This is a genomic window from Frankia sp. ACN1ag (genome assembly GCF_001414035.1).
GTDB classification, from domain to species: Bacteria; Actinomycetota; Actinomycetes; order Frankiales; family Frankiaceae; genus Frankia; species Frankia torreyi.
Map to the genome: position 1 here is coordinate 1 of NZ_LJPA01000033.1, position 26,633 is coordinate 26,633.

Genomic DNA, 26,633 nt, shown 5'->3' on the forward strand with positions numbered 1-26,633 from the left:
GGCGGGGATCGTGCTGTCGGCCGGGGGGAAGGCGGGCGGTGACGTGGCGACCCTGGTCGACGGTGGCCGCGAGCTCGCCTTTGCCTGGCCGGGCGCGCTGCCCGCGCCGACGCTTGCCGGCAGCACGGCGACCTACGCCGACGTGGCGCCCGGCACCGATCTGGTGGTCAAGGTCGTTCCGACGGGTTACGACGTGCGGATCGTCGCGCACACCGCGGCGGCGGCGCAGGCGGCGTTGCGGTTGCCGTTGCGGTTGAAGGGGTTGACCGCCGNGCGGACGTCGGCGGGGGAGCTGCGGCTGTCGGCGGGGGGGAAGGTCGCGGCTCGTTCGCCGTCGCCGTTGATGTGGGATGCCCACGTCGATCCGAAGGTGAAGCTGCCGGACCGTACCCGNGGGGTCGACAGCGCGCTGGAGGGCGCCGGCGCGGCGCCGACCCTCGCGCTCAAGCCGGACAAGGCATGGCTCACTGACCCGTCCCGCCAGTATCCGGTGACGATCGACCCGGCGGCGACCCTGGCGGACAACCTCGACACTGATGTGAACGACGCGAATCCGACGACGAACTATGACACGAACGACATTCTGCGGGTCGGTAACTATCAGGGTGCGGCGGTGAACCGGTCGTTCCTGCGGTTCGACGATTCGGCGATCAAGAACCGGCATGTGACGTCGGCGGTGTTGAACCTGTGGCAGGGCGGGTCGGCGACGTGCACGGTCGAGCCGACGNTCGTGCAGGGCGCCAGCGGCATGGGGGCGGGGACGACGTGGAACTCCCAGCCGAGCGCGGACGGTCACAACTGGGGTAGTGCCACGTTCAACAACGGCGGCTCGTGCACCGGCTCGGGNGGNACGAACATCGACATCACCGGGCTGGTGGACGCCTGGGCGCACAACGGTGCGCCGTCGCCGGAGGCGCTGACGATCCGGGCGCCGAGCGAGTCGGATGCGAACCAGTTCAAGTACTTCTACTCGGGNGACACGATGCTCGCCCCGCACATCTCCACGACNTACAACTCCTACCCGGGCACGGTCGCGGGCCGGTTCACCAGNCCGTGTTCGGCGCAGTGNGGNGGCAGNCCGGCGATGGTGCTGACGAACACGACCACGCCGACCCTGTCGGGTTCCTCGCGTGATCCTGATGGCGGGCAGGTGCGGGTCGACGTCGAGGTGTGGAATTCGGACGGCTCCACGAAGATCACCGGNGGGTCGGTGGCGAACACNCCGTCGAACTCGCCNGCGTACTGGACGGTGCCNTCGGGNCTGCTGACGAACGGCACGGCGTANGAGTGGCGGGCCCGGGCCTACGACGGCGTCGACTACTCGCAGGCCTGGTCGTCGTGGATCCCGTTCACCGTCGACACGACCGCCCCCGCGGCCCCGACCGGACTGAGCTCGGCGGCGTGGGCGTCCGGTGGCTGGGCGTCGGCGACCTCGGGCACGTTCACCTGGACNTCGCCCGGCGGGGACACCCAGTCGTTCCTCTACGGCCTCGACCAGCCGTCCCCGGCGACGGAGACGACGGCCACGACGACCCCGTCGCTGACCNCGNCCGCNGGCCTGCACACCTTCTNCGTGCGGACGAAGGACAAGGCGGGCAACCTGTCGCCGGTCGTCTCCTACGGCTTCGGGGTGGGCGCGGGGGCGCTCGCGCAGCCGGCGGACGGCGCCCGCGTCCAGCGGTTCACCACGCTGGAGGGGCAGGCGCCGTCGGCGCAGACCCAGGTGACGTTCCAGTACCGGCTGGGCACGAACACCGCCACCGGCTGGACGGACGTTCCCACCGGCGCCGTTGTCGTGGCGGGTACGTCGACGCATCCGTCCTGGCCGATGGTCCGCAACGGCTCCGGCCTGTTCGACAAGCTGACCTGGGACCTCGCCGCCACGATGACCGCCGCGGGCGCCCCCGACGGGCCGGTGCAGGTGCAGGCCTGCTTCCGGGACGCCTCCAACACGGTGACCTGCGTGCCGGCGCACACGATCCAGTACACCCGGCGCGCGTTCGCCGACGCCGAGGCCACCCAGGCCGTCGGGCCGGGCTCGGTGGCCCTGCTGACCGGCGACTACTCGGTGTCCGCCACGGATGTGTCGATGCCGACGTACACCGGCAGCCTCACCGTCGGGCGCACGTTCACCACCCTGTCGGCGAACGCGCCGGCCGGCGCCGGGCTGACGGTCGACCCGTCGACCCCGGCGGCGGCCGGCTGGTTCGGTAACGGCTGCACGTCCGCGGGTAACGCGGTGACCGCGTCGTTCACCGCGCCGGCGAACGCGCTGCTGCTCGCGCTCGCCGACACCGGTTCGACGGGTTCCGGTGCGAGCACCGGCCCGTCGGTGTCGGACTCGGGCGGGCTGACCTGGACCCGGATCGGCAGTTCGGGGGCGAACGGTACCAAGGACGAGGCGCTCGCCTGGTGGGCGAAGACGTCGAGTTCGGCCGCCCGGACGGTGACGTTGACGTCGTCGACGAACACCTGCTCGAAGTTCCTGCAGGTCCTGGTGGTGATGAACGCGAACCTGACCACGCCGATCGGCGCGACGAACATCGGCCCGTCGGGGAACACGACCGCCGGGGTGTTCAACCAGTCGGTGACCTCGACGGTGGCCGGGTCGATGGCGGTCGCCGCGGTCGCGGACTGGAACGCCGCCGGCGCCCCGACCCCGGCCGCCGGGGTCACCCTGCAGGGCACCTACAACCAGTACGACCTCACCGGCGCCGCCCTGTACAAGACGGCGGCGTCCACCGCCCCCGGCCAGGCGCTGACCGTCGCCACCACGGCGCCGTCCGGGGCGACGAACTCGTGGGCGATGTTCGAGGTGCTGCCCGCCGGTGCGTCGAACGGGATCTTCGGTCCGGGGTGGACGGCGAGCATGCCCGGCCCCGACGCCGGCGCCGCCGACGAGACCCTCACCGACAGCACCGACTCCGGTGGGTATGTCACCTTCACTGACGACACCGGTGTCCAGGACGTCTACGCCCGCAGTGGCACCGGCGGCTACCCGTACGCCTACACCGGTGTCGGTGACGACGCCGTCGACGGCAGCACCCTGACCAAGGACTCCGCCACCCAGTTCACCCACACCGACGTCGACGGCTCGAAGACCGTCTTCGTCGCGCAGACCGTCGGCGGCACCACGGTGTGGCATCCCAGCCAGGTCGTCGAACCCGGCTCGAACACCACCTCGACCTTCACCACCGACTCCGCCGGCCGCACCACCCGCATCCTCGGGCCGGTACCGGCCGGGGTGTCGTGCACGACGCTGGTGGCCGGCTGCCGGGCGCTGAACCTGACCTACGCGTCGTCGACGACGGCGACGGGTACCGGCACCGACCCGGCTACCTGGGGTGACTACACCGGCCGGTTGAGCTCGCTCGCGTTCGCGCTCAACGGCAACAGCCCGGTGAACGTGGCCGTCTACGCCTACGACGCCAACGGCCGGCTGCGTTCGGCGAAGGACCCCCGCACCGGCCTGACCACCACCTACAGCTACGACACGGCCGGCCGCCTGTCCACGCTCACCCCACCCGGCCAGGCGACCTGGACGCTGGCCTACGACGGGTCGGGCCGGATCTCGACGGTGTCGCGTCCGACGCCGGCGGGGCCGACGGCGACGCAGACGATCGCCTACGACATTCCCGTGTCGGGCAGCGGCGCGCCGATCGACCTGTCCTCGGGTGCGGTGGCCGGCTGGGCGCAGCAGGACCTGCCGCTCTACGGCGCCGGGGTGTTCCCCGCCGACCACGTGCCGGCCGCGACGCCGACATCGTCGGACTGGCCGTACGCCGACCTCACCTACCTCAACACCGACGGCCGACAGGTCAACAGCGCCTCCTACGGCAACGGCGCCTGGCAGATCACCACCACCGAGCATGACACCAACGGCAACACGATCCGCACCCTGACCGCGGAGAACCGCAACCAGGCCTTGGCCCCGACCGCGGACACCGATCCGCTGGTCACCTCGCTGACGACGTCGGCGGCGCGTTCCCAGCTGCTCGACACCCGCACCGTCTACACGGCCGATGGGGTGTCGGTCACCGACACCTACGGCCCGACGCATCGGATCGTGGACAACGGCGGTTCCCGCTACTCCGCTCGCGAGCATGTGCACACCGACTACGACCAGGGCGCCCCGTCGTCACCGACGCCGTACCGGTTGCCGACGACGGTGACGACCACGGTCCGCCTGCCCGACGGCACCGACGTCGACACCCGCAAGACGGTCAACGGCTACGAGGCGAAGACCGGCGCGGACGCGGCGACCTCCGGGTGGAACCTGCGTAAGCCGACGACGGTGACGACGTGGATGGGCGGCGGGTCAACGCCGGACATCGTGCGGACCACCTACTACAACGCGGCCGGCAACACGGTGGAGTCGCGCCAGCCGAAGGCGAACAGCGCCGGCACCGATGCGTTCACGACGGTGACGTCGTACTTCACGGCGACGGGCACCGGTGGGTGTGTGAACGCCTCCTGGACGGGCCTGGCCTGCACCTCCGGCCCGGCGGCGCAGCCGTCGACAGGCAACCCGCTGCCGGTGTCGACCTACACCTACAACGACCTCAACCAGACCCTGACCGAGGTCGAAACCGTCAACACCACCACCCGCACCACCACCTTCACCTACGACACCGCCGGCCGGAAGACCTCGGAGGCCATCACTGCGAGTCCGGCCGCCGACGGCGGCACGACGCTGCCGACGGCGACCTACGGCTACGACTCGTCGACCGGCCTGCCGACCACGACGACCGCGAACAGCATCACCTTGACCAGCGGGTATGACTCGTGGGGTCGGACGACCTCGCAGACTGACGCTGACGGCAACACCGCGTCCACGACCTACGACATTGACGGCCGGATCGCCACGACGGGGGATGGCAAGGGCACTTATACCTACACCTATGACGGCACCACCGGCGAGCACCGCGGCCTGGTCACCAGCCTGAACGTCGGCGCCGGTTCGGCTCCGTCGACGTTCACGGCGGGGTACAACGCGGATGGGAAGGTGACGTCGGAGACGTATCCGAACGGTCTGGTCGCGGCGACCCGCTACGACGACAACGGCGAACCGACCACGCTCACCTATGCGATGGCCGGCAACCCATGGTTGGCGTTCGCCCAGGCGAACTCGGTCTACGGCCAGGTCCGGATCGACTCGACCCCGGCATCGTCGAAGGCGTTGGGCTATGACCTGTCGGGCCGCCTGACGTCGGTGGCGGACACGGTGAGTTACGGTGGTCCAGCGCAGTGCACCACCCGGGTCTACGCCTACGACGCCGAATCGAACCGCAACAGTCTGTCGAGCTACCCCGACGCCGGGGGCAGCGACGCGGGAACCTGTTCCACGTCGACGTCGCCGACGGTATATTCCTTCTCCTATGATCAGGCCGACAGGCTCACGAACACCGGCTACGCCTATGATCTGTTCGGCCGCACCACCATCGATCCGTATCCGCCGGCGGGCAGCTCGGCGAGTCTCGGCTACTACGTGAACGACCTCGTCGCCTCCGAAACCGTGGGCTCCGCGACCCGGACCTACGCTCTTGACCCGGCCCGGCGTATCCGCTCCTGGGCCGACGGCTCGACGACCAGCGTCAACCATTACGCGACCAGCTCCGGGGACAGCCCGGCGTGGATCGGCGTCGGCACGGCCTGGACCCGTAACATCACCGGGATCGGCGGCGACCTCGCCGCCACCCAGACCGACACCGGCACCGTCACCCTGCAACTGGCCAACCTCCACGGCGACGTCGTCGCCACCGTCGACGACAACACCTCCGCCACCTCCCCGGCCAGCTACGCCGAATCCACCGAGTTCGGCAGCCCCTACTTCCCCTCCACCGCCTACCCCCGCTACGGCTGGCTCGGCGCCAAGGAACGCTCCCGCGACACCCTCTCCGGCCTCACGTTGATGGGCGTCCGCCTCTACGATCCCAGCCTCGGCCGCTTCCTCCAGACCGACCCCGTCCCCGGCGGCTCCGACAACCCCTACGACTACGCCCAGCAGGACCCCATCAACGACTTCGACCTCAGTGGACAATGGGGCTGGCGCAAGTGGGCGAAGGGCGCCCTAGCCGTAACCGCTGTGGTCGGGGGCCTCGCTTGCGGTGCGAGCGTGGTCTGTGGTGTGGCCGTGGGCGCTGCAGCGGGCCTCGCGATGTACAGCGCCGGCCATGCCGGGACTAGCTCGTGGAGTTGGCGCGGTGCTGGACTGGCTACGGGCATTGGTGGGCTATCGGGTCTGACCTGGGGCGGAGCTACGAGCCGAATCGGTTGGCGCTTCGGCTCCAAGAACGCTTCTGGGCTGGGAGTTCGCTTCAGCAGCAAAGGAGGGCGTGGCACCGACTTCCTCTGGAACGGATCGAGAAAGTTCGCCATCCATTCGCACCGCTTGCCTGGCAGGCGGCTGCCCTTCTCGATCCACTACCACCGCAGACCGGGCATCGGTCGCCACCGTCCTTGGGAAGGGTGGTAGTCCGGAACATGAGTGCCAACTCTGTCGGCGTCCAGCCGCCCATCGTCTTGTTCGATGTGGATGACTTCCTCTATAGTTTCTCGTCGGTCCACGCACTACTTGAATGGTACGAGCCTCTCATGCAAGAAGAATCGAACGGCTGTTTCGATTCCCTTGCGCGGATGGTGACTGTGAACGCAGAGGGAGGAGGTTGGCAGGCTCGACTTGCGGACGACGGCGATGGGGACGCCCTGAGGGGCCGGGCCCATGCATTCCTCGCGCGATACGAGCCGGCCCATCTGGATCTCGCTGACCTCCCTGACATGGCCCTGGTCGAATCGCTTGCTCGCCTGCAGAGGTATGCAATTCGATGACCGCTGTCCTTATGCGGCTGCAGCCCTGGGTGTGCTAAAGATGCCCTATCCGATAAAGGATACCGGGTCTTGAAGGCACTGTTTGAGATTGATGGGACCGCCTATTCTGCCTCAAGAAGGGTGTGGGGCCCTGTCGAATGGGAATCTCGTCATCTAGCAGGTGGGCCGAATAGGCGACGGTCTCGACGCGCGTGAAAGTGGTTTAGGGAAATGGCAAGTTGATCGTAGTGCGACGACTGAATCCGCCCCGGGCCTCCAGGAGGCCCGGGGCGGATTCAGAATCACTGTTCTACATCCAAGACGAAGCTGATATAGTCACCGAAGCGTAAGCATCCCGGTCTCCACCGGACCCGGAACGGTTCACTCCTGGGCGCGGCGTAGTGTCCGAACATGCATTACGATCTGGCTCGCGACCAGTGGCAAGCCATCGAAGCCGGTGCAGTCGTGGGGCCGGACGGCCGTAGGTACGTGAGGCGCGGCACGCGCATGAAGCGGAAACAAGCTGCAGCTTTTGCAGCCAGCGGTTGTCCGTTGCTCGTCTACTGGCCCGGGGTCCTGCCCGACAAGACTCGCGTGGAGTGGTTCGATGGCACGGACGCGCTGTCGGCCTGGAAAGCGCATCGCTCCTCCGTTACCAGCGATCCATCTCACGCGGCGAGGGGATCGGCGTTGACAGCCGGACTCTGGGAGTCCACGGAGGAGGAACCCCTTCTCGTGCTGACCTGGCATCACTAGCCTCGGGCTTTCGTGCGCCCAGCAGACTGGAGGTGACGCCGTGTAGCGGATGATCCACCATTCGTAAGCTCGTCGTCGCTTGCCGGTGTGAGTCCGGTCCGGGTAGCTGCCAGGAAGGCCCGGTAGCAGACTGGCGGCTTGGTCGGGTAACTGGCCGGGTCGAAGCCCAGTGTCAAAAGCCCTGCAAGGGGGAGCGACTGGACGGTCCGTAGCATGAAGCGAAGCCTGCCGCCTCGTTAGAGGCCCTGTGGGGCTCCAGAACCCCGATTTGGGCGGTGACCTGCACGTTTGCCCGCCGGACGGGGCCTGTGTCGGGCAGGCTGGATGGTCATGGTGTGGTCGCTGCTCTACGCCCTGACACGCAACACTCTCGGACTGATGTTGCTCCGGGTGCGCGGCGACACCGCGAAAGACGTGGAGCTCCTCATCCTGCGACACCAGGTGGCAGTGTTACGACGGCAGGTGAATCGTCCGACGCTGGAACCGGCGGATCGGGTGATCCTCGCAGCCCTGTCCCGACTGCTCTCCCGAGCCCGCTGGGGTTCGTTCTTCGTCACCCCAGCCACCCTGCTGCGCTGGCACCGCGACCTCCTCGCACGCAAATGGACCTAGCCACGGAAGTCGCCCGGTCGGCCGCCGGTTTGCAGGGAGATCCGCGAGTTGGTCCTGCGTCTCGCACGGGAGAACCCGATCTGGGGCCACCGCCGGATCCAGGGCGATCTGATCAACTGGTCGGCAGGGTCAGTCATGCCCTGCCATCCCGTAACGCAACAGACCCACGGATCCTGCACCGCGGCGGGCCGACGCCTTTGGGCGGACGTTTCTGTGCGCCCAGGCGTCCGGCCTGCTGGCCTGCGATTTCTTCACGGTGGACACCGTGTTCCTGCAGCGGATCTACGTGTTCTTCGTCGTCGAACACGCCACCCGCCGTGTTCATGTTCTCGGGGTCACGAAGCAGCCGACCGCAGCGTGGGTCACCCAGCGGGCACGGAACCTGCTGATGGATCTCGAGGAGCGCAGCCACCGGTTCCGGTTTCTCCTCCGTGACCGCGATACGAAGTTCACAGCTTCGTTCGATGCAGTCTTCACCGGGGCCGGTATCGACGTGGTACGCACACCCCCGCAAGCCCCACAGGCGAATGCGATCGCGGAACGCTGGGTCGGCACCGCCCGCCGTGAGTGCACCGACAGACTCCTGATCGTCTCCGAACGGCACCTGACATCGGTCCTCGACAGCTACGCCGAGTATTTCAACACCCATCGGCCTCACNGCTCCCTCAGCCAGCACCCACCCGACTCGTCACCCGTGGTCGCCCCGACGTCGAATTCCACCGTCCGGCGCACCCGCATCCTCGGCGGATTGATCAACGAGTACCGTAACGCCGCCTGACCCCTCCCGCGGAGGATCACCTCAACCGCAAAAGGCCAGCTCACAGGCCGAAACCCGGATTCTGGAGCCCCACACGATGAAAGTGCCGCAGATAGTAGTAGATCTAAGAGAAGCGATTCCGGAGAACGTCGCCATCTCGTGGAAGCTGCCCGGCGCGAGCCCGAACCTGGTGGATATCGAGGTCGACAGAGACGATGACTGCTTCCTGTCGATCTGGTATCTGACGAAACCTGGAAGCGCGCGAATGCTGCTCGAGGGATATACCATCGACGACGTCCGACCTGAGCATGTGATCAAATTCGTGAGAATGTTTGCCGAGGACACCTTCTCCGTCAAACTGGAAAAGTCCTGGCTCGGGCGGCGGTTCACAATATATTTCATCATTGACGAGACGACTTATGCCGCTTCGCGAAGGGCGCGAGATCCTGCACCGTGGGAGTCTCGCCATCTCGATGCAGATTGAGTCTAGTCCAAGTGCCGATCCCGGCGCGACGGGTGCAGTCGTGGTCGGGCTTCCTCCAGACCGTCCTCAAGGGGCTGTGCAACGAACCAGTGCTGCCCGCATGCTGGGAGGCACGGCTTCGTGGATGACGTGGTGAACGACCTCCAGAGAAATTCTCGCAAGCGGGCAGGTGTAAAATGAAAACGTGGACTGGTCGAGTATGAAAAGTGTGCCGATCGGCCATAACGGCCCACACTGTTGCGCCGACATGCATGGACAGGTCACCTTCATCTGTGAGGATGGTCATGTGGAGCCACAGGACTGCCCGGACGTCCTCGTTGGCTTCACGCCGAAGTATCAGGAGTNCGGGATTTGGATTCATGATGGCGGTTCATCCCGGGTAGGTATCGCATACTGCCCGTGGTGCGGCGCACGACTGCCAGACTCCGTTCGCGTTAGGTGGTTCGATGCTCTCGAGCGGATCGGACTCGATCCGGATGACGCTGCACTGCCGCCGGAGTACGAGGATGAAAGATGGTTGATCGAACACGGGGAGTCGATGTGAGTGGAGTCCGCCGAGGTCGGGCGTGACGAGCAAGGATCTGACGACTCGTGCAGGCGGCGACCGATGGCCGATTTGGTGTTCCGGCTCGATCTTCATGCCAGGCTTTCCGCTCGGGCGTCACGGCGGCTCCGAGCGGCTCACCCACACCGACGCCGACGGCACGAAGACGGTGTTCACTGTCCAGACCGTCGGCGGGGTGACGACCTGGCATGCTCCTCTCCTGTGTGGAGTTGTCGATGAACTATCTTCAAGGATCGGAATCGACTGATGTCGGACGGCGGGAGTTCTGTCGATCGCGAGTTATTTGAGTCTGGATATCTGGAATCCCTGTCGGATCAGGAGTTTGAAAGCCGAGTGCGAAAGATTGGTGAACTCGGTGCCCAAGGATGCCGGCAGGCATGTGATCTACTCCATCGCACTCTGCTGGTCGAGCGTGCCGAGGCCCGCCAGGTCGCCCTCCTCGCCGCCATGAAGACGAAGAAATGCAGCCATCTTCCGCTTGCTCCGATCGCCGGACTTCTGCGGTCGCGGAGCTTGCTGGTTCCTGGGTCGGCAGCACTTCTGCTGGCCGCCTGGGGAGGCGAGGCGGAACAGATCCTTGTCGACTCGCTGGCAGACGCCCGCGGGGGCAGTCTGGACCTTTATCTGTTTGCTCTGGCCAACGGAACGGGGCCGCTCGACGTCGGCCTGTTCACTCCCTATGTCGACCACAGGTCATTGAGCGTTCGCCTGGCGAGCATTGCGGCTTTGGTTGAGCGCGGAGACGCATCGTGTACGGAGAGGCTCGTCGACGCCCTGGCGGTGAGGAGCGAGCAGACGCAGGTGGCGGCGCTGTTCGCGCTTATCGCGGTCGGGGACGCGCGTGCCTGTGACGCGGTGCTGCGCCGGCTGGAACTGGACTCCACCCGGGACCGCGGCTACTTCTTCAGCTTCATCAAGCTTGAACTGACCTTTCTCGCCCAGCACGTCCGGGAACATCCCGAGGTCCTGGCGGCAGCCCGGCGCGTCACGGTCAGGAACTGGAAGCGGCGCACGGATCCCGAGCAGAAGTGGATCGCCCGGTACCTGCCCCAGGTGTCTCCGGAAAGCCCGGATCACCTGCCACCTCCTTCCAACGAGGTGGTCGAGGAGATCCGGCGGCTTGCCCTGGAGGCCGCTCGCGCCGACTGAGCTCCTGCCGATCTGTGGTCATGACGAGACGGCGGAGCAGGACGAGGAGAACGAGCCTGGGTGGATCGTGCCCGGCGTGGAACGCGGGTCAGATCGGTTGCAGGACGTCGCGCCCGGCGTGGCGGAAGGGGCGGCGTGCCCTGTGCACGATGTCCGCCCGGATCGAGGTGACGATATCGACGGCCCGGTCCACCAGGGACTGGATGCCGAAGGTGAAGAAGAGACTGCCCATCGCGAGATCCCCGAGCGCGTACAGCCGCCGGTCCGGGCGTGCGTTCACCGTCAGGCGGCTGGTGGCCCGCTCGAGACAGAACCCGCCGCGCGGATGTCNCTCGGCCAGGCCGGCGTCCACCAGCGACGCCAGCATCGGAGGGGCGAGGTCGCTGACGCCGCCGAGGCGGCCGTTGACGGCGTTGACGACGACGACCGCCCGATGCTCGCCGCGGGCGGTGCTCGCCACGAAGCCGCCCGCGCCCGGCACGATGCGCCGGAGTCCTCCGATCAGCTCGAGCTGCCCGGATTCCAGCAGGTGCAGCAGCGCGGCGGCGCTGGCGGGCGGCATCGGGCAGCACAGGCTCATGAGGGCGCGGTGGTGCTCGGTCAGCAGGCGGTCCTTGTCGTGCTCGGGCAGCAGCGGCCAGACATCCGGTCCGACGTCGGGCATGATCTGCTGCAGGAGGCGCAGCGGGCCGCCCGGTGCGTTGACCTCGCCGAGCTGCCGGCGCAGCCGGTGCGTGGGCTCCTCCCGGCGCGTGGCGTCGAGCTCCGTCCGTACGGCGTCGACGTCCTCGCCCGCCGCCGCGAGCTCGTCGCCGATCATGGTGATCAGATCGGCCAGGGGCAGTGATCGACCCGAGGCGGCCAGCGCCCGCAACCGCGCCGCGGTGACGTGGCGCGGCGTGAACCTGGTGGGCCGCTGCCGCACGGCGGGCAGGACCGCCTGCCGGGAATGCAACTCAATCCTGCCGGTGTGTCCGCGGGCGGCCAGGGCGAGGGCCACGTCGACCGCGGTCAGCCCGCTGCCGATCGCGGCCAGGTCGTCGTCGCGGCGGATCGAAGCCAGCATCTCGGCGGCCGGGTAGGGATCGCGCACGAACCCGGCGCAACCGGCCAGCCCGTACGGGTCGGCGGGTCGTCCCGCGCCGGGGGCGAGGACGGCGTAGTCGACCTCGTGATCCTCGCCGTCCGCGGCGCGCAGGACCAGTCCGTGGCGGGTCGACACGACGCGATGCACCATCCGCCGCTTCAGTTCGACGCGCCAGCCGCGGCCGGCCAGCGTCACCAGCGCCGCCCCGGCGGACTGCTCCAGGTAGTCGCCGAACAGCGCCCGCGGGATGAACTGCGCGCCGGAGATGGGATCGAGGAACGACGGCTCGGTGTCGACGAAGAGCCTACGGGTGGCGAGCCAGGCGGCGAGATGGCCGTCGTCGCCCGCCCGTACCGACATGTCCTGCGGTATCGCGTTGACCCGCATCGCGTCCAGATCGGGCTGATAGGGGCGACCACGCCACAGGTGTCGCCCGCCGTCGAAGACCGTCAGTGCCCCGGCGGGAAGGTCCTGCTGCTGGGCCAGCGCGTCGAGAAGGCAGACCGCGGACGCGCCGCCACCGATCACGCCGATCCTTGGGGTGGCTGACATCGCCTACCTCGACTGTTGGCTCTCCAGTGGCCCACCCGGCAGCCGCCGCCGAGGTGGTCGAGCGCCCGACGGGCACGGCTGGCCGGGTCGATGGTCCGACTGCGGGGCGGGGTCACGACCGGGGCGATCACGTCGGGCCGAGGGCGTTGCACGTGCCGCCGTCATCGTACGGCTACCTTCGCAACCCGGCTCAGGACAACCGAGCGTCGAGAGCGGTCAGGGCGGCCAGGGCGCCGAGCGGCAGGGAGACCCCCGCCCCGGGGCGGATCGCCGGCTGCGTGGGATTGATGCGGATCAGGCGGCCGTCGGCGACGGACTCGGCGGTGCGCCGCACGGTGGGCACCGCCGTGCCCGCGCCGATCTCGACCACCACCAGCGGGCCGGCCCCGCCACGCGCCGTCACCGCGGCCAGCCAGGACTCGCAGGAGTGCAGCGCGGCGTCGGTGCGCGAGCTCAGCCAGGAGCCGTCACCGAACATGAGGATGTTCGGCCGCGCCAGCTCCCCGCACGAGGCGCAGCGTGGCAGCGGCCCGTCGGCGCGCATCGTGCCCGGGTCGACGTCCACCGTGACCCCGTCGGCCGGCCAGATCCGCCCGTCGCACGGCCGGACGCACTGGAGATGATGAAGGGAACCGTGGACCTCCGCCACCGCGTCGATGCCGGCCCGCTGGAACTGGCCGTCCACGTTGGAGGTGAACACGTGCAGGCCGCCGGGCAGCCGCGCACCCCACCGGCGCAGCACGGCGAAACCCTCGTGCGGCACGGTCGACCGGTACAGGCCGAGGCGGTGGCCGTAGAAACCCCAGGCCAGCGTCGGATCGTCGCGGAAGTGCACCGGGTCGGCCAGCTCCACGAACGACAGGCCGAGGCGTTCGTACGGCGGGTAGGCCCGCCAGAAGCCGGCGTCGCCGCGGAAGTCCGGCAGCCCCGAGTCCACGCCCATCCCGGCGCCCGCGCACACCAGCAGCGCGCCCGCTCCCGCGAGCAGCGCGGCGGCGGCGTCCAAGGCGGTCTCGACCGCGGAGGTGAACCGGCCCGCCGAGGTGGTCACGGGTCGACCGCGGTCGGCAGGACTGGCGTGGGTCATCGCAGCCATTATGGATGATCAACGCGCGGGCCTGGCGGGGCCGGCCCGCAGGAGCCCTACCACTCCTCGATGACGCGCACCCGGCTGCACGCCGTGCCCCTGGCCAGGGCCAGGATCAGCCTGGCGGAGACCGTGTCCGGCGTGATTCCGTTCCGCTCGAACCTGCTCGGTATGCGCCGCAGCGCGGCGGCCTCCCCGTCGGGCGCAGGCCGACCCGTGGTCGGATCCCGCAGGTCGTCCAGGCAGACATGCGTGACGTCCGATGCGATGGCCTCGTCGGATCGGCCGTCGGCCAGATCGGGGAACGTCGTACGGAACGCGGCGACGAACGCGGCCACCCCGGTCCGCTGCCGGAACGTCCCGAACGGGTCCGCCGTGACGGGCGCACCCACGGCAGGTGCGACCTTCCCGGCCTCGGCCCCGTCCTTGGTCGAGCTACATCCGGCCAGTGCCACCAGCGCGACCCCACACACAACGGCGCTGCCAAGCCGCACGACGTCCCCTCTCGACCATCCGGACACCCAGACGGTAGGACATGTCAGCTTGCCGCGGAGGTCTGCTGGCCGCCGGGGGCCGGGGGCGGCAGCACGCGCGGGGCGGGGCGCAGCCCGTCGACGAGCAGCGCGAGGTAGCGGCGGCGGTCGAGGCCCGCCGGGTCCTCGGGGCGCACCGTGGCCAGGGCCATCACGACGACCGCGGACAGGTCCCGGCGCTCCAGCTCGGGACGGACCACGCCGGCGTCGCGGGCGCGGCCGAGCAGCCGTTCCATCGACTCCAGGTAGCGGTGCACGCCCTCGACGTGAAAGGCGTCGGTCTCGCGGGCGAGGGCGAGGATCACCTGCCGGCCGGCCAGCGCCGCCACCGTGGCCTCCAGCGCGCCGACGAGGTCGTGCCACGGGTCGTCGGTCTCCCGGGTCAGCCGGGGCACGATCTCGGTGCTGACGAGGTGGTCGAACACGGCCCGCAGGAGCTGGTCGCGGTTGCGGAACCGGCGGTACACCGTCGCGACCCCGACGCCGGCGCGCCGGGCCACCTCCTCCAGCGTCACCGCCCGCCCGACGTCCTCGAAGGCCTGGTCGGCCGCGGCGATGATCCGCTCGTAGTTGCGCGCCGCGTCGACCCGCAGGCCCCGTCCGCCCGTTGCTTCCACCGGGGCACGCTAACAGCGCGCGGCTCGTTCCCACGTCGGGTGGACGGCGTCCGACCGGTCACCTGAGCGACACCGGCACACCGGCGGCACCCTCATGCGAGCGGCACCCTCCTGCGAGCGGCACCACGGTGGTCGGCGGCGATCCGTGCGACACATCCGGCCCTGACGGGTTAGAACATGGTCATCCGGGCTAAGGACCAACGCATGCCTGCTGACACGGATGACGCGCCCGCCGCCACCCAGCCCACCTCGGCATCATCCGCGGCGCCGGCAGCCTCGGCGGAGTGCGAGCCGGCGAGCGAGAGCCTGACGACGCCACCCGCCCCGGCCGAGCTGCCGCCCGAGGCGCGCGACGCGATCCCGCTGCAGCAGGACGGCGGCGCCGGCAAGAGCGAGAGCGGCCTCACCGTCGCCGTCGCCTTCGTGGCCAACCTGGTCATCGCGATCGCGAAGACGGGGGCGGCCCTGCTCACCGGCTCCGCCTCGATGGTCGCCGAGGCCGCCCACTCCTGGGCCGATACCGGCAACGAGGTCTTCCTGGTGATGGCCAACCGCCGCTCGCGCCGCCCGCCGGAGCCGGGTCACCCCCTCGGGTTCGGCCGCGAGGCGTACGTCTGGGCGTTGTTCGCGGCCATGGGGCTGTTCGTCGCCGGGGGTGCGGTCTCGATCACCCACGGGGTGCAGGAGCTGTTCGCGGGCGAGTCCGGCGGGGACTACCTGATCGGCTACATCGTGCTGGCGGTGTCGTTCCTGCTCGAGGGGACCTCGTTCCTGCAGTCGGTGCGCCAGGCCAGGCCCGAGGCCGCGTCGATGAACCGGGACGTCATCGAGCACGTGGTGGAGACGTCCGACCCGACGCTGCGTGCGGTCTTCGCCGAGGACTCGGCGGCCCTCGCCGGCGTGGTGATCGCGGCGCTCGGGCTGGCGCTGCACCAGATCACCGGCGTGGCGGCCTTCGACGCGCTCGGCTCGATCCTGGTCGGGGTGCTGCTCGGGGTGGTCGCCATCGTGCTCATCAGCCGCAACCGGCGGTTCCTCATCGGGCAGGAGGCCGACCCGCAGGTGCGGGCGGCGACGCTGCGGGCCCTGCTGGCGCTGCCCGAGGTCGACCGGGTCACCCGCCTGCGCCTGGAGGTCGTCGGCCCGCGGATGATCACCGTGGTCGGGGATGTGGACCTGATCGGCGACGACATCGAGCCCAACGTCGCGCTGCGCCTGCGCGGGGTGGAGGCCAAGCTGTCCGCCTCGCCCGCCGTCGTCGACGCCGTGCTCAGCCTCTCCGCCCCCGACGAGCCCTCCCTCACCCCCGACGACGCCCCCGCGGCCACCCGCGCCGCCTCCTGACCCGGTCTGCGCCGCCTCCCGACCCGGTCTGCTTCGTGGGGCCGCTGTTGCCTGTGGGGCCGCTGTCGCCTGTGTGACCGTTGTTGCCTGTGGGGCCGCTGTCGCCTGTGTGACCGCTGCCGCCGCCCCGCCGATGTCCATCCAGAACGCGGCCAGAACGCGGCCAGATCGTGCCGAGGCTTAGGTACGGTTTTTCGGACGAAAAGTGGCACTACCCCTCGGCACGACTGCGTGCATATATGACCACAGTGAGTCGCGAGGACGGAGTGTCCCGTGGCGCGCCGAGCGCCGATCCGAGCCCGGTCGGTGTCACCAGCCGGGCCCGGGGCGGGTGGGCCCGCCGGTGGGCCCGGCGCGACGAGGATCCTGTCCGGGGGCGGATCTGCCCGTCGCGGCGCTGACCTCGCCGAGCGCCGCGGAGACGCCCCGTGCCGGACGTCCCCGCAGCAGTGCCATGTCCATCACGATGTCGCAGTTGAACACCGGGTTGTACCAGGCGAACCGGTAACGGCCCTTCGGGTTCCGGCGAACCGGCCGGGGCAGCCCGGCGCCCCAGGGCCCGGTGGGCCGGGCCGGCCAGACCGCCAGCACCTCCCGGCGGCCCAGCCGGATGACGTCGGCGCGGGCGACCTGCGGCCAGGCGCGTTCGTAGCGCTGGCCGCCGCACTCCGCGCGCAGGCTGTGCGGGCCGATCGTCAGTCTCGGCGGCCGCAGGCCGATGCGCAGCCGCCACCAGCCCGGGAGCAGCGCGGCGGCGCCGACGACAGCGAAGATGCCGGCCCCCAGGAACGCGGCGGAGATACCACTGGAGTTGTAGCCCCGGTAGGTGAACAGGAGGTCGACGAGGACGATCAACGCCGCTGCCAGCAGGACGACGCCGACGCCCACCAGCAGCGAGCCGACGACCAGCAACCTCCACCGCCGTCCCAGGAAGACGGCGTCGTCGGCGGCAAGGTGGCGGGGCACCTGGGCCGGCTGCGGGGGAGGCGTCCGCGGGCCTGGTGGTGTCTGCAGCGGTGGTGGTGTCTGTGGCGGTGGTGGTGTCTGCGGGGTCGGTGGTGTCCGTGCAGGTGGGCCGGCCTGCGGTGGTCGGGGAGTCTGCAGGGGCTGTGGGGTCGGCGGGGGCGGGACGTAGGTCGGGGCCATGACCCGGGTCGGTGCGCGGGGGGCGTCCGGGGTCGCCCACCAGGCGGGCGGGTCCGGACGCGTCGGCGGCAGGTGCTCGCCGACTTCGGCGGCGCGCTGCGCCACCAGTCTGGTGACCGCGGGCGGCCAGGTCTCGGCCGCAACCTCCACTCCGTCGGCGAGCCAGCGCAACAATGCGCCGGGGTCGGGCCGGGTGTCCGGGTCCTTCGCCAGGCAGGACCGCAGCGCCTCGCTCAGATCGGCCGGCACCCCGGTCAGGTCCGGGGAGCCGTGCACGACGCGGAACAGCATCGCGGCCGGGTCGCCCCGGCCGAACGGGCCGCGCCCGGTGGCGGCGAAGACGAGTACGGCGGCGGCGGAGAACACGTCGGCCGCCGGCCCGGCGGCACCGCCGGCGGCCTGCTCCGGCGACATGTACGCGGCGGTGCCGACGATGTCGCCCGCCCGGGTGAGCTCCGTGTGGTCGGCGGCCCGAGCGATGCCGAAGTCGATCAGGCGCGGTCCGTCGGCGGCGAGCAGGACGTTGCTCGGCTTCACATCCCGGTGGACGACGCCGGCCTGGTGCACGGCGACGATCGCCTCCAGCACGCCGGCCCCCAGCCGCCGCAGCACGCTTGGCCCGAAGGGCCCGCAGTGGGTCACCGCCTCGTGCAGGGAGGGGCCGGGCACGTACAGGGTGGCCAGCCACGGCGTCGCCGCGTCCGGGTCGGCGTCCACGACCGGGGCGGTGAACGCCCCGCTGACCAGCCTCGCCGCCGCGACCTCCCGCCGGAAGCGGTCCCGGAACCCGCCGTCGCCGGCCAGCTCCGGCCGGACCACCTTGACGGCCATCAGCCGACCGGAGGGCGAATGGGCCAGGAACACCCGTCCCATGCCGCCCTCACCGATCCGGGCACGCAGGGTGTAGGGGCCGATCGTCGACGGATCCCCCGGTTCAAGATTCTGCATCGACGCGTCCGTCCGCAGAACTCATCACACTCCGCCATGGGCAAGGGTCAGGGTCACAGGGGCCAGCTCGCGGGCAAGGGTCAGGGACAAGGAGTCGACCAGAGGCGTTTCACGTTGTTTCAGGACGACGCCCGTCGGTCATGACCAAACTAGTGCAGAGCGGAAGGCGTCAGGACACGACCTGGATACGCCTCGCGGGTTGCCTAGGTTCCCTTCCGTTCTGCGCCGGGCGGTGGCCGCCTCGCTTGGGTGTGCTCAGCCGTGCTCGGCGGCCGCGGACCTGGTCGTCAGCGGCAGGACGATCTGGTCGACGACCGAGGCGACGAACTCGTCGGGCACGACGGGTTCGCGGATCAGCGAGTACTGCACGAGCATGGCGGGTCCGCTGGCGGCCACCAGCTCGTTGGCGGCCTCGGGCCGGATCTCGCCGCGCTCGGCCGCCCGGCGCAGCACCTCTGCGATGAGCTGGACGCACGGCTCGACCACATGGTCGATGATCGTCTGGCGGACGACGGGACGGCCGCAGCCCGCCTCGGCCGACACGAGCTGGAACGCCGTGCCGCGGGTGGAGCTGAACGACGCCTGCACGCAGCGCAACAGTGCGTGGACGTCCGCGCGCAGGTCGCCGGTCAGGGGTATGTCACCCGGAGTGGGCAGTCGGTGCCGCAACGCGTCGGCGATCATGTCTTCCTTGGCGGCCCAGCGGCGGTACAACACGGTCTTGCTGGTCCCGGCGGCGGCCGCGACCCGGTCCATCGTCAGGTTGGCGTAACCGACGGTCCGGAGCTGGTCGAAGACCGCATCGAAGATCGCTCCCAGCAGTGCGTCGCCGCGGCGGCGGGTGGCGACCGCACCGGCGCGGGGGCCCTGGGACACCTGCGCGTGCTGCTGGTCGGCAGGAACGACGCCCACGATCGTCCGCCTCCCGTCCGCCGCCCTGCCCGCCGGTCCGCTTGCCCTGGCCGCCGGTCCGTCGCCGAAGGTGCGACACCCGGGCGGCCGATCATCGGTCCGGCCTCGAGCGTACCCGGGCAGGGGGATGGCGCGGGCGGAGCGAGGTCGGCGAGGAGTTTGCCGAAGAGGTGGGTGATCGGTCGACGGCATTCTGCTACCCTCCCGAATTGGATACTGATCCGTATCTTACGGAGCCCCGGTCGGGAGGCCGCCATGTCCTCGTCGTCGCCCTCGTCGGCCTCGTCGCCTACGTCGCCCTCGTCAGCCTCGTCGCCTTCGTCGGCCTTCTCGGCGTCCGCTGCGTCGTCGGCGGGGCAGAGCGCTGCGGGGCCGCCGACGCAGGAGGCGAGGCGCGCCCGGATCGCGCTGGTCACGATCGTGACCTGCCAGCTCATGCTCGTCCTCGACATCACGATCGTGAACGTCGCGCTGCCCAGGATCCGGGAGACCCTCGGCTTCTCCGCCACCGACCTGGCGTGGGTGATCAACGCCTACACGCTGGCCTACGGCGGACTGCTGCTGCTCGGCGGGCGGGCCGGGGATCTGCTGGGGCGCCGCGCCACTCTGCTCGGTGGGATCGCCCTGTTCACGACCGCCTCACTGCTCGGCGGCCTGGCCACCGCGCCGTGGATGCTCATCGCCGCCCGCGTCGGGCAGGGCGTCGGCGCCGCGTGCGCGTCGCCGAACGCGCTGGCGCTCATCGCCGCCAACTTTCCGCCGGGCCCCGCCCGCACCCGGGCGATGGGGGCGTGGGCGGCGGTGGCCGGCGTCGGCGGCTCGATCGGGCTGATCGCCGGCGGCATGCTCACCACCTGGCTGTCCTGGCGGTGGGTCATGTTCATCAACGTGCCGTTCGGGCTCGCCATCCTGCTGCTGGCCCCGCGCTACCTGCGCACACCGCCACGTCGCGAGGGCCGTTTCGACGTGGCCGGGGCGCTGAGCTCCGTCGTCGGGCTCGCAGCCGGTGTCTACGGGTTCCTGCGCGCCTCCTCGAACGGCTGGGCCGACGGGCGGACCCTCGGTGCCTTCCTGCTCGCCGTCGTCGCACTCGCGGCGTTCGTGGTCGTCGAGTCGCGGGCCGCGCAGCCGGTCGTCCCGCTGCGGCTGGTCGCCGAGGCCAGCCGCGCGCGGACCTATCTTCTCCTGCTGCTGCTGACCGGAAGCATGCTGAGCATGTTCTTCTTCGGCACCCAGGTCCTGCAGGAGGTCCTCGGGCTCAGCGCGCTGCGCGCGGGGCTTGCGTTCCTCCCGCTGTCCCTGGGGATCCTGGTGTCGGCCTCGCGGGCGTCGAGACTGCTGCCCAGGGTGGGTCCGAAGCCGCTCATGCTGGTGGGGGCCGCGCTGAGCACGGGGGCCATGCTGTGGCTAGCGCAGGTCTCGGTGACCAGCAGCTACACCTCGGTCGTGCTCGGGCCGCTGCTGCTGTTCGGCGCCGGTCTGGGCCTGCTGTTCGTGCCGCTGAGCGTGAGCCTCGTCGCGGGCGTTCCCGCCGAGCACTCCGGCGCGGCCGCCAGCATGATGGTCACGACCCAGCAGGTCGGCGGCTCGCTGGGCCTGGCCGTCCTCGTCACCGTCTTCGGCAGCGCCGCCCGGCACGCGCGCGGCGACGCACCGGCCGGCCTCGCCCCCGGCGAGCTGGCGAGGTACGTCCTGGCGCACGGGGTGGCCGAGGCGTTCACCGTCGGCGCGATCGGCGTCGCGGTCATCTTCCTCACCGTGCTGCTGACCCGTCAGATCCCGCTCGGGGACGCACCGGCGCCCGCGGCCGCGGGCCCGACCGGCCGGGACCCCGCACCGGAGAGCACCGATTCGATGAGTTGATCGTCAGCTCGGTACCGATCACGGAGCGGTATCGATGGCCGCCCGGCCAGCGGCGGGGTCCGTGCCCGCCTGATCCTGTGCCGCCTGGTCCTGTGCCGCCAGGTGAACGCCGACGAAGTCGACGTGGAAGACCGACTCCGTGAAGGAACGTCCTTGCACGGAGGTCGTGCGCACATACGCGCGATCGGCCGAACGGTCCGACCGTGCGGCGGATGGCCGGATCTGACAGAGACGTGTCATTGCGGCCATGACGGGCCCGCGGCGATGCTGCGCTGTGTGGATCCCCGGCGTGTCGTGATCGTGGCCTTCGACGGCGTCCAGCTTCTGGACGTCACCGGGCCGGCGGACGTGTTCACGACGGCGTCGCGCGTGTTGCAGGCGCGGAGGCGCGACGGCGGCAACGGCGACGGCCCGGGACCGGACCGCGCCGCGACCACGGGCGCGACCACGGGCGTGGGCGTGGGCGTCGATCCGGCGTACGTGGTCGAGATCGCCGCGCCGCGGTCGGGGGAGGTCCGCACGGCGAGCGGGGTGCGCCTGGTGGCCGACGTGGCGCTCGCCGACGTGGCGGGCGCCGCCGACACGGTGCTCGTGCCGGGGGCGCTGGGCGCGCGACCGGAGGCGGGCCCCGTCGTCGTGCCACAGATCGTCGACTGGCTGCGCGAGGTCGGCGGGCGCCCGCGGCGGATCGCCTCCGTCTGCGCGGGTGCCCACATGCTCGCCGCGGCCGGTCTGCTCGACGGCCGGCCCGCCACCACGCACTGGTTCACCGCGGGCCGGCTCGCGGCCGAGTACCCCGCGGTCGCGGTCGATCCGGATCCGATCTTCATCCGCTCCGGGCGCGTCTGGACCTGCGCGGGGGTCAGCGCGGGGATGGATCTCGCGCTGGCGATGGTCGCCGACGACTGCGGGGACGACCTCGCGCTCGCCACGGCGCGCTGGCTGGTGATGTACCTGCGGCGCCCGGGTGGCCAGAGCCAGTTCAGCGTGCCGCTCGCCCACCCGGCGCCGACCCGCGACGACATCGGGGAGCTGCATCGCTGGATCGCCGACCATCTGGCCGCAGACCTGTCCGTCGCCGCCCTGGCCCGGCGGGTCGGCATGAGCGAACGGCACTTCTCCCGGGTGTTCACCGCGCAGACCGGCGTCACGCCCGCGGCCTACGTCGAGTCCGTCCGCACCGAGGCGGCCCGCCGCATGCTCGAGCAGACCGGGCACACCGTGGAGGCCGTCGCGCAGCGCTGCGGCTTCGGCTCCCCGGAGACCTTCTACCGCGTCTTCCGCCGCGACCTCGCCATGACCCCGACCGACTACCGGCGGCGTTTCCGCCTGCCTGCCGACGCGGCGGCCGGGACCGGGGCCGACGCAGATCACCATTCTCCGGAAAGGGGANACCGATGGGCATGGCCGCCCGCACCCGTCCCGACACCGCGCTGACCCGTGCCGCCGAGGACCTGCTGGTCGCCGCGAGCGCGCCGACCCTGGTCGCCCACTGTCACCGCAGCTACCTCTTCGGCTCGGCGCTGCTGGACAAGGCCGGGCGCGACCACGACGCCCACGCGCTGTTCCTCGCGGCCGCCCTGCACGATCTCGGGCTCACCGCCGCCTGGGACGACCCGGCGCAGCCGTTCGAGGTCCGCGGCGCCGCGGTGGCCCAGGAGCACCTGCTCCGCTGGGGTGCGGATGTCGAGCTGGCCGACGTGGTCCGCGACGCGATCGCGGGGCACCTCGACCCCGCCACCGTCGGCGATCCGCGTCCCGAGGTCGCCGGGCTGATCCTCGGCGCACTCGTGGACGTGCTGGGGGTGGGCCTGGCGGACGTGCCGGCCGCGCTCGTCGACGAGGTGCTGACGGCGTATCCGCGGGCCGGCTTCACCGCGTTCATCATCGACGTCCTGCGGGCCGAGGCGGCCGCGAAACCGGCGTCGACGATCGCGGCGCACATCCGCAACCTGGATTTCCTCGGACGCGTCGCCGCCGCCCCGTTCCCGGACTGACGCTGGGTGAACCGCGGCGTACGCCCGTACGTGATGCCGTCAGGGGCGCGGCGCGGCGCGGCGCGGCGCGGCGGGGCGAGGCAGGAGAGGCAGAGCATGCGAGCGGTACACGCAGGTGCGGCGGCAGGGTCGGGCGGCTGATGGGCAGACGGCCCGCCCGCCCCGTCGTCCGGTCGCCCGCCGGCGTGCCACGAGGGCTGGACCCGGCGGTCCTCGACGTCGTGCCCGTCCCCGCCGGGCTGTGGGCGCGGGCGCCGGGCATGGTGCCCCCCGCGCCCGACGAGCCGGCCCTGCACGCCCTGCCGCCGCGGTCGGGGGGGATCGGCGTGATCGTCGGCGCGCCGGGCGAGCCCGTGCCGGACGTCACGGCCGTCGCGGAGCTGCTGCGCGCGATGCCGGCCGCCGACCCCGACGGGATCCACGTGGTCCGCTACGGCGCCGACCCGGCGGACGGACCCTGCCTGCCGCAGCGCCTCGCCGACCGGCTGGATCGTCCGGTACTCGCCCAGCACGGCCTGCTGCTGACCGGCGCCGACGGCTGGCCGCGGGTCACCGCGATCGACCTTGGTCGTGGCGGCTGGTGGCATCCGCTTGCCGAACAGTCCGTGTACCCGCCGGCGGGGCCGCCGCGCGCGGTCCGCTGGCGGGCGCCCGCGCCCCGGTTGACCGACCTCGGTGGTGGCTACTACCGCCTGCTGGACGACTGGCTCGTCCAGGTCGTCCCGGCCGGGATCGCGTTGCGCCACGCCGGGTGGCCGGCCGATCCCGACGTCGACGCCGTGCCGCACGACCCCGGCCGGTTCGATCTGCTGCTCGACGCGCCGGCGGCTGGTCTCGCCGCCGGGCTGACCGACGGTCTGCTCACCGCGCTGGGCCGGCTCGCCGACGCCCTGCCCGGCCCGGCCCGGCTGCGGCTGCGGGTGGTGCTCCCGGCGGACCTGGCCGAGGGGCAGGCACTGCGCCTGCGCTGGGCGGTGCCGGCGCCGCAGCAGGCCCGGTCCGGTGCGTCGACAACCACGCCGGCGGACTCCGCCAGGCCGGCGGGGGAGCTGCCGGCGGGGGAAGGGCCGGTCGGGGAGCTGCCGGTGGAGGAAGAGCCGGTGGAGGATCGACCGGAGGACGAATGGTGGATGACGTCCGCTGTCGTCGGCGGAGACAGCGGAGTGACGCCCGAGGTGACGCCCGAGGTGGCGGCCGAGGTGGCGGCCGAGGTGGCGGCCGAAGCCGAGGGACGGCCGCCACCCGCCGCCTCGGGTGCGCCGGGAACCGCCGAGGCGCCGCCGGGGCCGCCCACGGACGACGTTCCCACGGGTCCGATCCCGGTTCCGGCCACGCTCCTCGCGGTCACCCGCGAGGGTCGGATGCAACTGGTGAGACCATCGCCGGTGGTCGTCGGACGACCGCCGGAAAGGTGACGTGCGAAGGTGCGCGTCGATCTTGTGGACGTGGAACGATCCGCACGTGGACCACGCGAGTTCGGCACTGACCCGCCGCCTGATCGGAGCTGCCCGCGCAGCCTCCCGGCGAGATGACGGTGCGCTGTGGAGGCTGGTCCCCCGAGGACAGCCGGCGGGGGCAGAGGCGAGGTCGGGGGCAGGGGCGTCGTGCGGGTAGCGCTCGCCGACGACGCCGCCCTGTTCCGCGAGGGGCTGTTGCTGCTGCTCACCACGGCCGGGTACGAGGTCGTCGGCTGCGTCGCGGACGGCGACGCGCTGCTGGAGCTGCTGGCCGTCGAACCGGTTGACGTCGCCATCGTCGACATCCGCATGCCGCCGGGCGCGGAGGGCGGCCTCACGACGGCGGCGCGGGTCAGGGCCCGGCACCCGCACACCGGGCTGCTCCTGCTGTCGCACTACGCCGAGACGCTGTACCTCATGCGTTTCCTGGAGATCGGCACCGAGCGGATCGGCTACCGGCTCAAGGAGCGGATCGCCGGGGTGCAGGTCCTCACCGACACCCTGGCCCGCATCGACGCCGGGGAGATCGTGATCGAACCGGTGCTCGCTCGCCGCCTCGTCGACCGCCCCGCCGGCCCCAGCGGTCCGCTGGCGACACTCAGTCCCCGCGAGTCGGACGTGTTGCGACTGATGGCGGAGGGCCGATCGAACAACGGCATCGCCGCCGCCCTGTACCTGTCGGCGAAGTCGGTGGAGAAGAACATCGCCAGCATCTTCACCAAGCTGGACCTGCCCGCCGACTCGGCGGCGCATCACCGTCGGGTGCTGGCGGTCCTGCGCTACCTGGACGCCCGGGCGCCGGGAGACTGACCGGCCGTGGTTACGCGACCGGCGTGGGTCGTTCTCGCCGAGGATGTCGCCCCCCTGCCCGCCGGCGCCACCCTGGGGCAACGGGTCGCGCCGCTGCTGCGCAACCTGGCCCTGGCCGCCGGCAGCGGCCAGGCGAACCTCTGGCTGCCCGACGACCCGCCGCCAGACGGCCCCGTGTCCGCTCCCAAGGGCGCCCCCGCCTCCGTTCCGGCGCACTCCGCTCCGGGCCGGCCGGGTGTGCGGGCGGTGGCGGCGGTCCGGGACGGCGGGAAGCAGGTCGGCGCCCTGGTCATCACCGACGGGGAGGACGGTCCGGCTGCGGCGGTGCCGGCCGAGCTGCTGGCCCAGACGGCCGACTGCGTGGCACTGCTGCTGCGGGAGGTTCGCGCGGACGCCGCGCAGCGGGAGCAGGCGGTCCACTCGGCCGGCCTCGCACGGCGGGCGGCGACGGTCGAGGCGGACCTCGCCGCGGTGCTCGACGTCGAGCGGCACCGCCTGGCCGGCTGGGTGCTGACCGGGACGACTCGTCGGCTCGCGGAGGTGACCCGCCGCTGGCGGGACTTCGCCGCGGCGGCCCGCGACGATCCGGGCCGGACCCTGGCCACCCTGCGCGAGCTGCGGGCGGCCGTCGACGAACTGATCGACGACTTTCGGACGGTGGTGCGGGCCGTGCACCCCTCGACCCTGCGCAGCCGGGGGACGGCGGCGGCGCTGGGGGAGTTGGCCGCGAGTCTGCCCCGGCGGGTGCAGTGCACCGGCGACCTCGGCCGGCGGGTCGGCTGGGAGGTGGAGTCCGGGATCTACCACGCGACGGCGGTGGTCTTCGCCGCCGTGCCCGCGACGGCCGACGCGCCGCTGTCGGTCCACTTCTCCCGGGTCGCCGACCGCCTCGCGGTGCGGGTCTGCGATCCGGCCGACTCGGCGGAGCGGTTACGTGCCGCTCTCGCCGACGACGCCCGGCTGCTGGCCGCGCTCGGCGGGGGACTGCGCTGCCACGCGTCCTCGACCGGGGCGGCGCTGGTCGACGTCTGGCTGCCGCAGCGGCTCGCCGGCGACGACGATCCCGGTCCTGCGCAGACCACCCCACAGGCCCCACAGGTCCCGCAGGCCCCACAGGTCCCGTGGCAGTGAGNGGCGACCCGCCGGGTGG

The 26,633-nt window shown here is 71.3% G+C and carries 17 protein-coding genes and 7 pseudogenes; 18 read left to right on the top strand and 6 right to left on the bottom strand.

Annotation, left to right across the window (positions count from 1 at the left end):
- Window positions 1–538: 538 nt before the first annotated feature.
- The 12 genes and pseudogenes from UK82_RS39890 to UK82_RS24245 form a co-directional block, all read left to right on the top strand.
- Window positions 539–727 (top strand): DNRLRE domain-containing protein (locus UK82_RS39890; RefSeq protein WP_236706387.1); only part of this gene is annotated, 189 nt, incomplete at its 3' end.
- 1 nt (window position 728) lies between these two features.
- Window positions 729–846: pseudogene (locus UK82_RS39895) on the top strand (hypothetical protein); the annotation flags it as partial.
- Window positions 847–850: 4 nt separating this feature from the next.
- Window positions 851–975, top strand: a pseudogene (locus UK82_RS39900) (hypothetical protein); the annotation flags it as partial.
- 597 nt (window positions 976–1,572) lie between these two features.
- Window positions 1,573–6,475 (top strand): annotated as a pseudogene (locus UK82_RS31860) (RHS repeat-associated core domain-containing protein); the annotation flags it as partial.
- A 743-nt stretch (window positions 6,476–7,218) separates the two neighbouring features.
- Complete coding sequence (locus tag UK82_RS33760) at window positions 7,219–7,563, top strand: hypothetical protein (RefSeq protein ID WP_128423446.1); 345 nt, start codon at window positions 7,219–7,221, stop codon at window positions 7,561–7,563.
- Between the two features lie 288 nt (window positions 7,564–7,851).
- Window positions 7,852–8,833 (top strand): annotated as a pseudogene (locus UK82_RS31865) (integrase core domain-containing protein); the annotation flags it as partial.
- A 1-nt stretch (window position 8,834) separates the two neighbouring features.
- Window positions 8,835–8,953: pseudogene (locus UK82_RS39905) on the top strand (integrase); the annotation flags it as partial.
- A 76-nt stretch (window positions 8,954–9,029) separates the two neighbouring features.
- The gene (locus UK82_RS24240) at window positions 9,030–9,416 is read left to right on the top strand and encodes a hypothetical protein (protein WP_128423414.1); all 387 of its coding nucleotides are present in this window, start codon (window positions 9,030–9,032) and stop codon (window positions 9,414–9,416) included.
- A 199-nt stretch (window positions 9,417–9,615) separates the two neighbouring features.
- The coding region (locus tag UK82_RS43260; RefSeq protein WP_396230637.1) for a DUF6980 family protein at window positions 9,616–9,760 on the top strand (145 nt) is incomplete at its 3' end.
- Window position 9,761: 1 nt separating this feature from the next.
- Window positions 9,762–9,960 (top strand): annotated as a pseudogene (locus tag UK82_RS43265) (DUF6980 family protein); the annotation flags it as partial.
- Between the two features lie 22 nt (window positions 9,961–9,982).
- Complete coding sequence (locus UK82_RS33125; RefSeq protein ID WP_128423415.1) at window positions 9,983–10,228, top strand: hypothetical protein; 246 nt, start codon at window positions 9,983–9,985, stop codon at window positions 10,226–10,228.
- Window positions 10,228–11,130, top strand: coding sequence for a HEAT repeat domain-containing protein (locus UK82_RS24245; RefSeq protein WP_152990005.1), 903 nt, complete (start codon window positions 10,228–10,230; stop codon window positions 11,128–11,130). The genes UK82_RS33125 and UK82_RS24245 overlap by 1 nt, the downstream gene beginning before the upstream one ends.
- A 331-nt stretch (window positions 11,131–11,461) precedes the next feature.
- Here the strand turns inward: UK82_RS24245 and UK82_RS24250 are convergent.
- The 4 genes and pseudogenes from UK82_RS24250 to UK82_RS24265 all read right to left on the bottom strand — a co-directional run.
- A pseudogene (locus UK82_RS24250) lies at window positions 11,462–12,769 on the bottom strand (FAD/NAD(P)-binding protein); the annotation flags it as partial.
- Window positions 12,770–12,959: 190 nt separating this feature from the next.
- Window positions 12,960–13,820 (bottom strand): Sir2 family NAD-dependent protein deacetylase, encoded by an 861-nt coding sequence (locus tag UK82_RS24255; RefSeq protein WP_055409533.1) that lies wholly within the window; start codon window positions 13,818–13,820, stop codon window positions 12,960–12,962.
- 92 nt (window positions 13,821–13,912) lie between these two features.
- Window positions 13,913–14,350 carry a hypothetical protein gene (locus tag UK82_RS24260; RefSeq protein WP_128423417.1) on the bottom strand — a complete coding sequence of 146 codons (438 nt, stop codon included), beginning with the start codon at window positions 14,348–14,350 and terminating at the stop codon, window positions 13,913–13,915.
- A 44-nt stretch (window positions 14,351–14,394) separates the two neighbouring features.
- Window positions 14,395–15,006 (bottom strand): TetR/AcrR family transcriptional regulator, encoded by a 612-nt coding sequence (locus UK82_RS24265; RefSeq protein WP_044888321.1) that lies wholly within the window; start codon window positions 15,004–15,006, stop codon window positions 14,395–14,397.
- A gap of 204 nt (window positions 15,007–15,210) precedes the next feature.
- Here UK82_RS24265 and UK82_RS24270 point away from each other — a divergent pair, with 204 nt between their 5' ends.
- On the top strand, window positions 15,211–16,350 hold the full coding sequence (locus UK82_RS24270; RefSeq protein ID WP_083507339.1) for a cation diffusion facilitator family transporter: 1,140 nt from the start codon (window positions 15,211–15,213) through the stop codon (window positions 16,348–16,350).
- Window positions 16,351–16,659: 309 nt separating this feature from the next.
- Here the strand turns inward: UK82_RS24270 and UK82_RS24275 are convergent, their stop codons facing one another.
- Together UK82_RS24275 and UK82_RS24280 are read right to left on the bottom strand one after the other, a co-directional pair.
- Window positions 16,660–18,444, bottom strand: coding sequence for a serine/threonine-protein kinase (locus tag UK82_RS24275; RefSeq protein ID WP_055409536.1), 1,785 nt, complete (start codon window positions 18,442–18,444; stop codon window positions 16,660–16,662).
- A 255-nt stretch (window positions 18,445–18,699) separates the two neighbouring features.
- On the bottom strand, window positions 18,700–19,356 hold the full coding sequence (locus UK82_RS24280; protein WP_052681559.1) for a TetR/AcrR family transcriptional regulator: 657 nt from the start codon (window positions 19,354–19,356) through the stop codon (window positions 18,700–18,702).
- A 435-nt stretch (window positions 19,357–19,791) separates the two neighbouring features.
- On the opposite strand from UK82_RS24280, the gene UK82_RS24285 reads away from it, so the two are divergent.
- The 5 genes from UK82_RS24285 (at window position 19,792) to UK82_RS24310 (ending at window position 26,614) form a co-directional block, all read left to right on the top strand.
- Window positions 19,792–21,219: an MFS transporter gene (locus UK82_RS24285; protein WP_044888323.1), complete on the top strand. Its 1,428-nt coding sequence runs from the start codon at window positions 19,792–19,794 to the stop codon at window positions 21,217–21,219.
- A gap of 264 nt (window positions 21,220–21,483) precedes the next feature.
- On the top strand, window positions 21,484–22,611 hold a 1,128-nt coding region (locus UK82_RS24290; RefSeq protein ID WP_396230634.1), incomplete at its 3' end, for a GlxA family transcriptional regulator.
- A gap of 745 nt (window positions 22,612–23,356) precedes the next feature.
- Window positions 23,357–24,631, top strand: a complete 1,275-nt coding sequence (locus UK82_RS24300; RefSeq protein WP_055409542.1) for a hypothetical protein — start codon at window positions 23,357–23,359, stop codon at window positions 24,629–24,631.
- Between the two features lie 189 nt (window positions 24,632–24,820).
- Window positions 24,821–25,483, top strand: a complete 663-nt coding sequence (locus UK82_RS24305; RefSeq protein ID WP_044888327.1) for a response regulator transcription factor — start codon at window positions 24,821–24,823, stop codon at window positions 25,481–25,483.
- Between the two features lie 6 nt (window positions 25,484–25,489).
- Window positions 25,490–26,614 carry a hypothetical protein gene (locus UK82_RS24310; RefSeq protein WP_044888328.1) on the top strand — a complete coding sequence of 375 codons (1,125 nt, stop codon included), beginning with the start codon at window positions 25,490–25,492 and terminating at the stop codon, window positions 26,612–26,614.
- The last annotated feature ends 19 nt before the right edge of the window (window positions 26,615–26,633 follow it).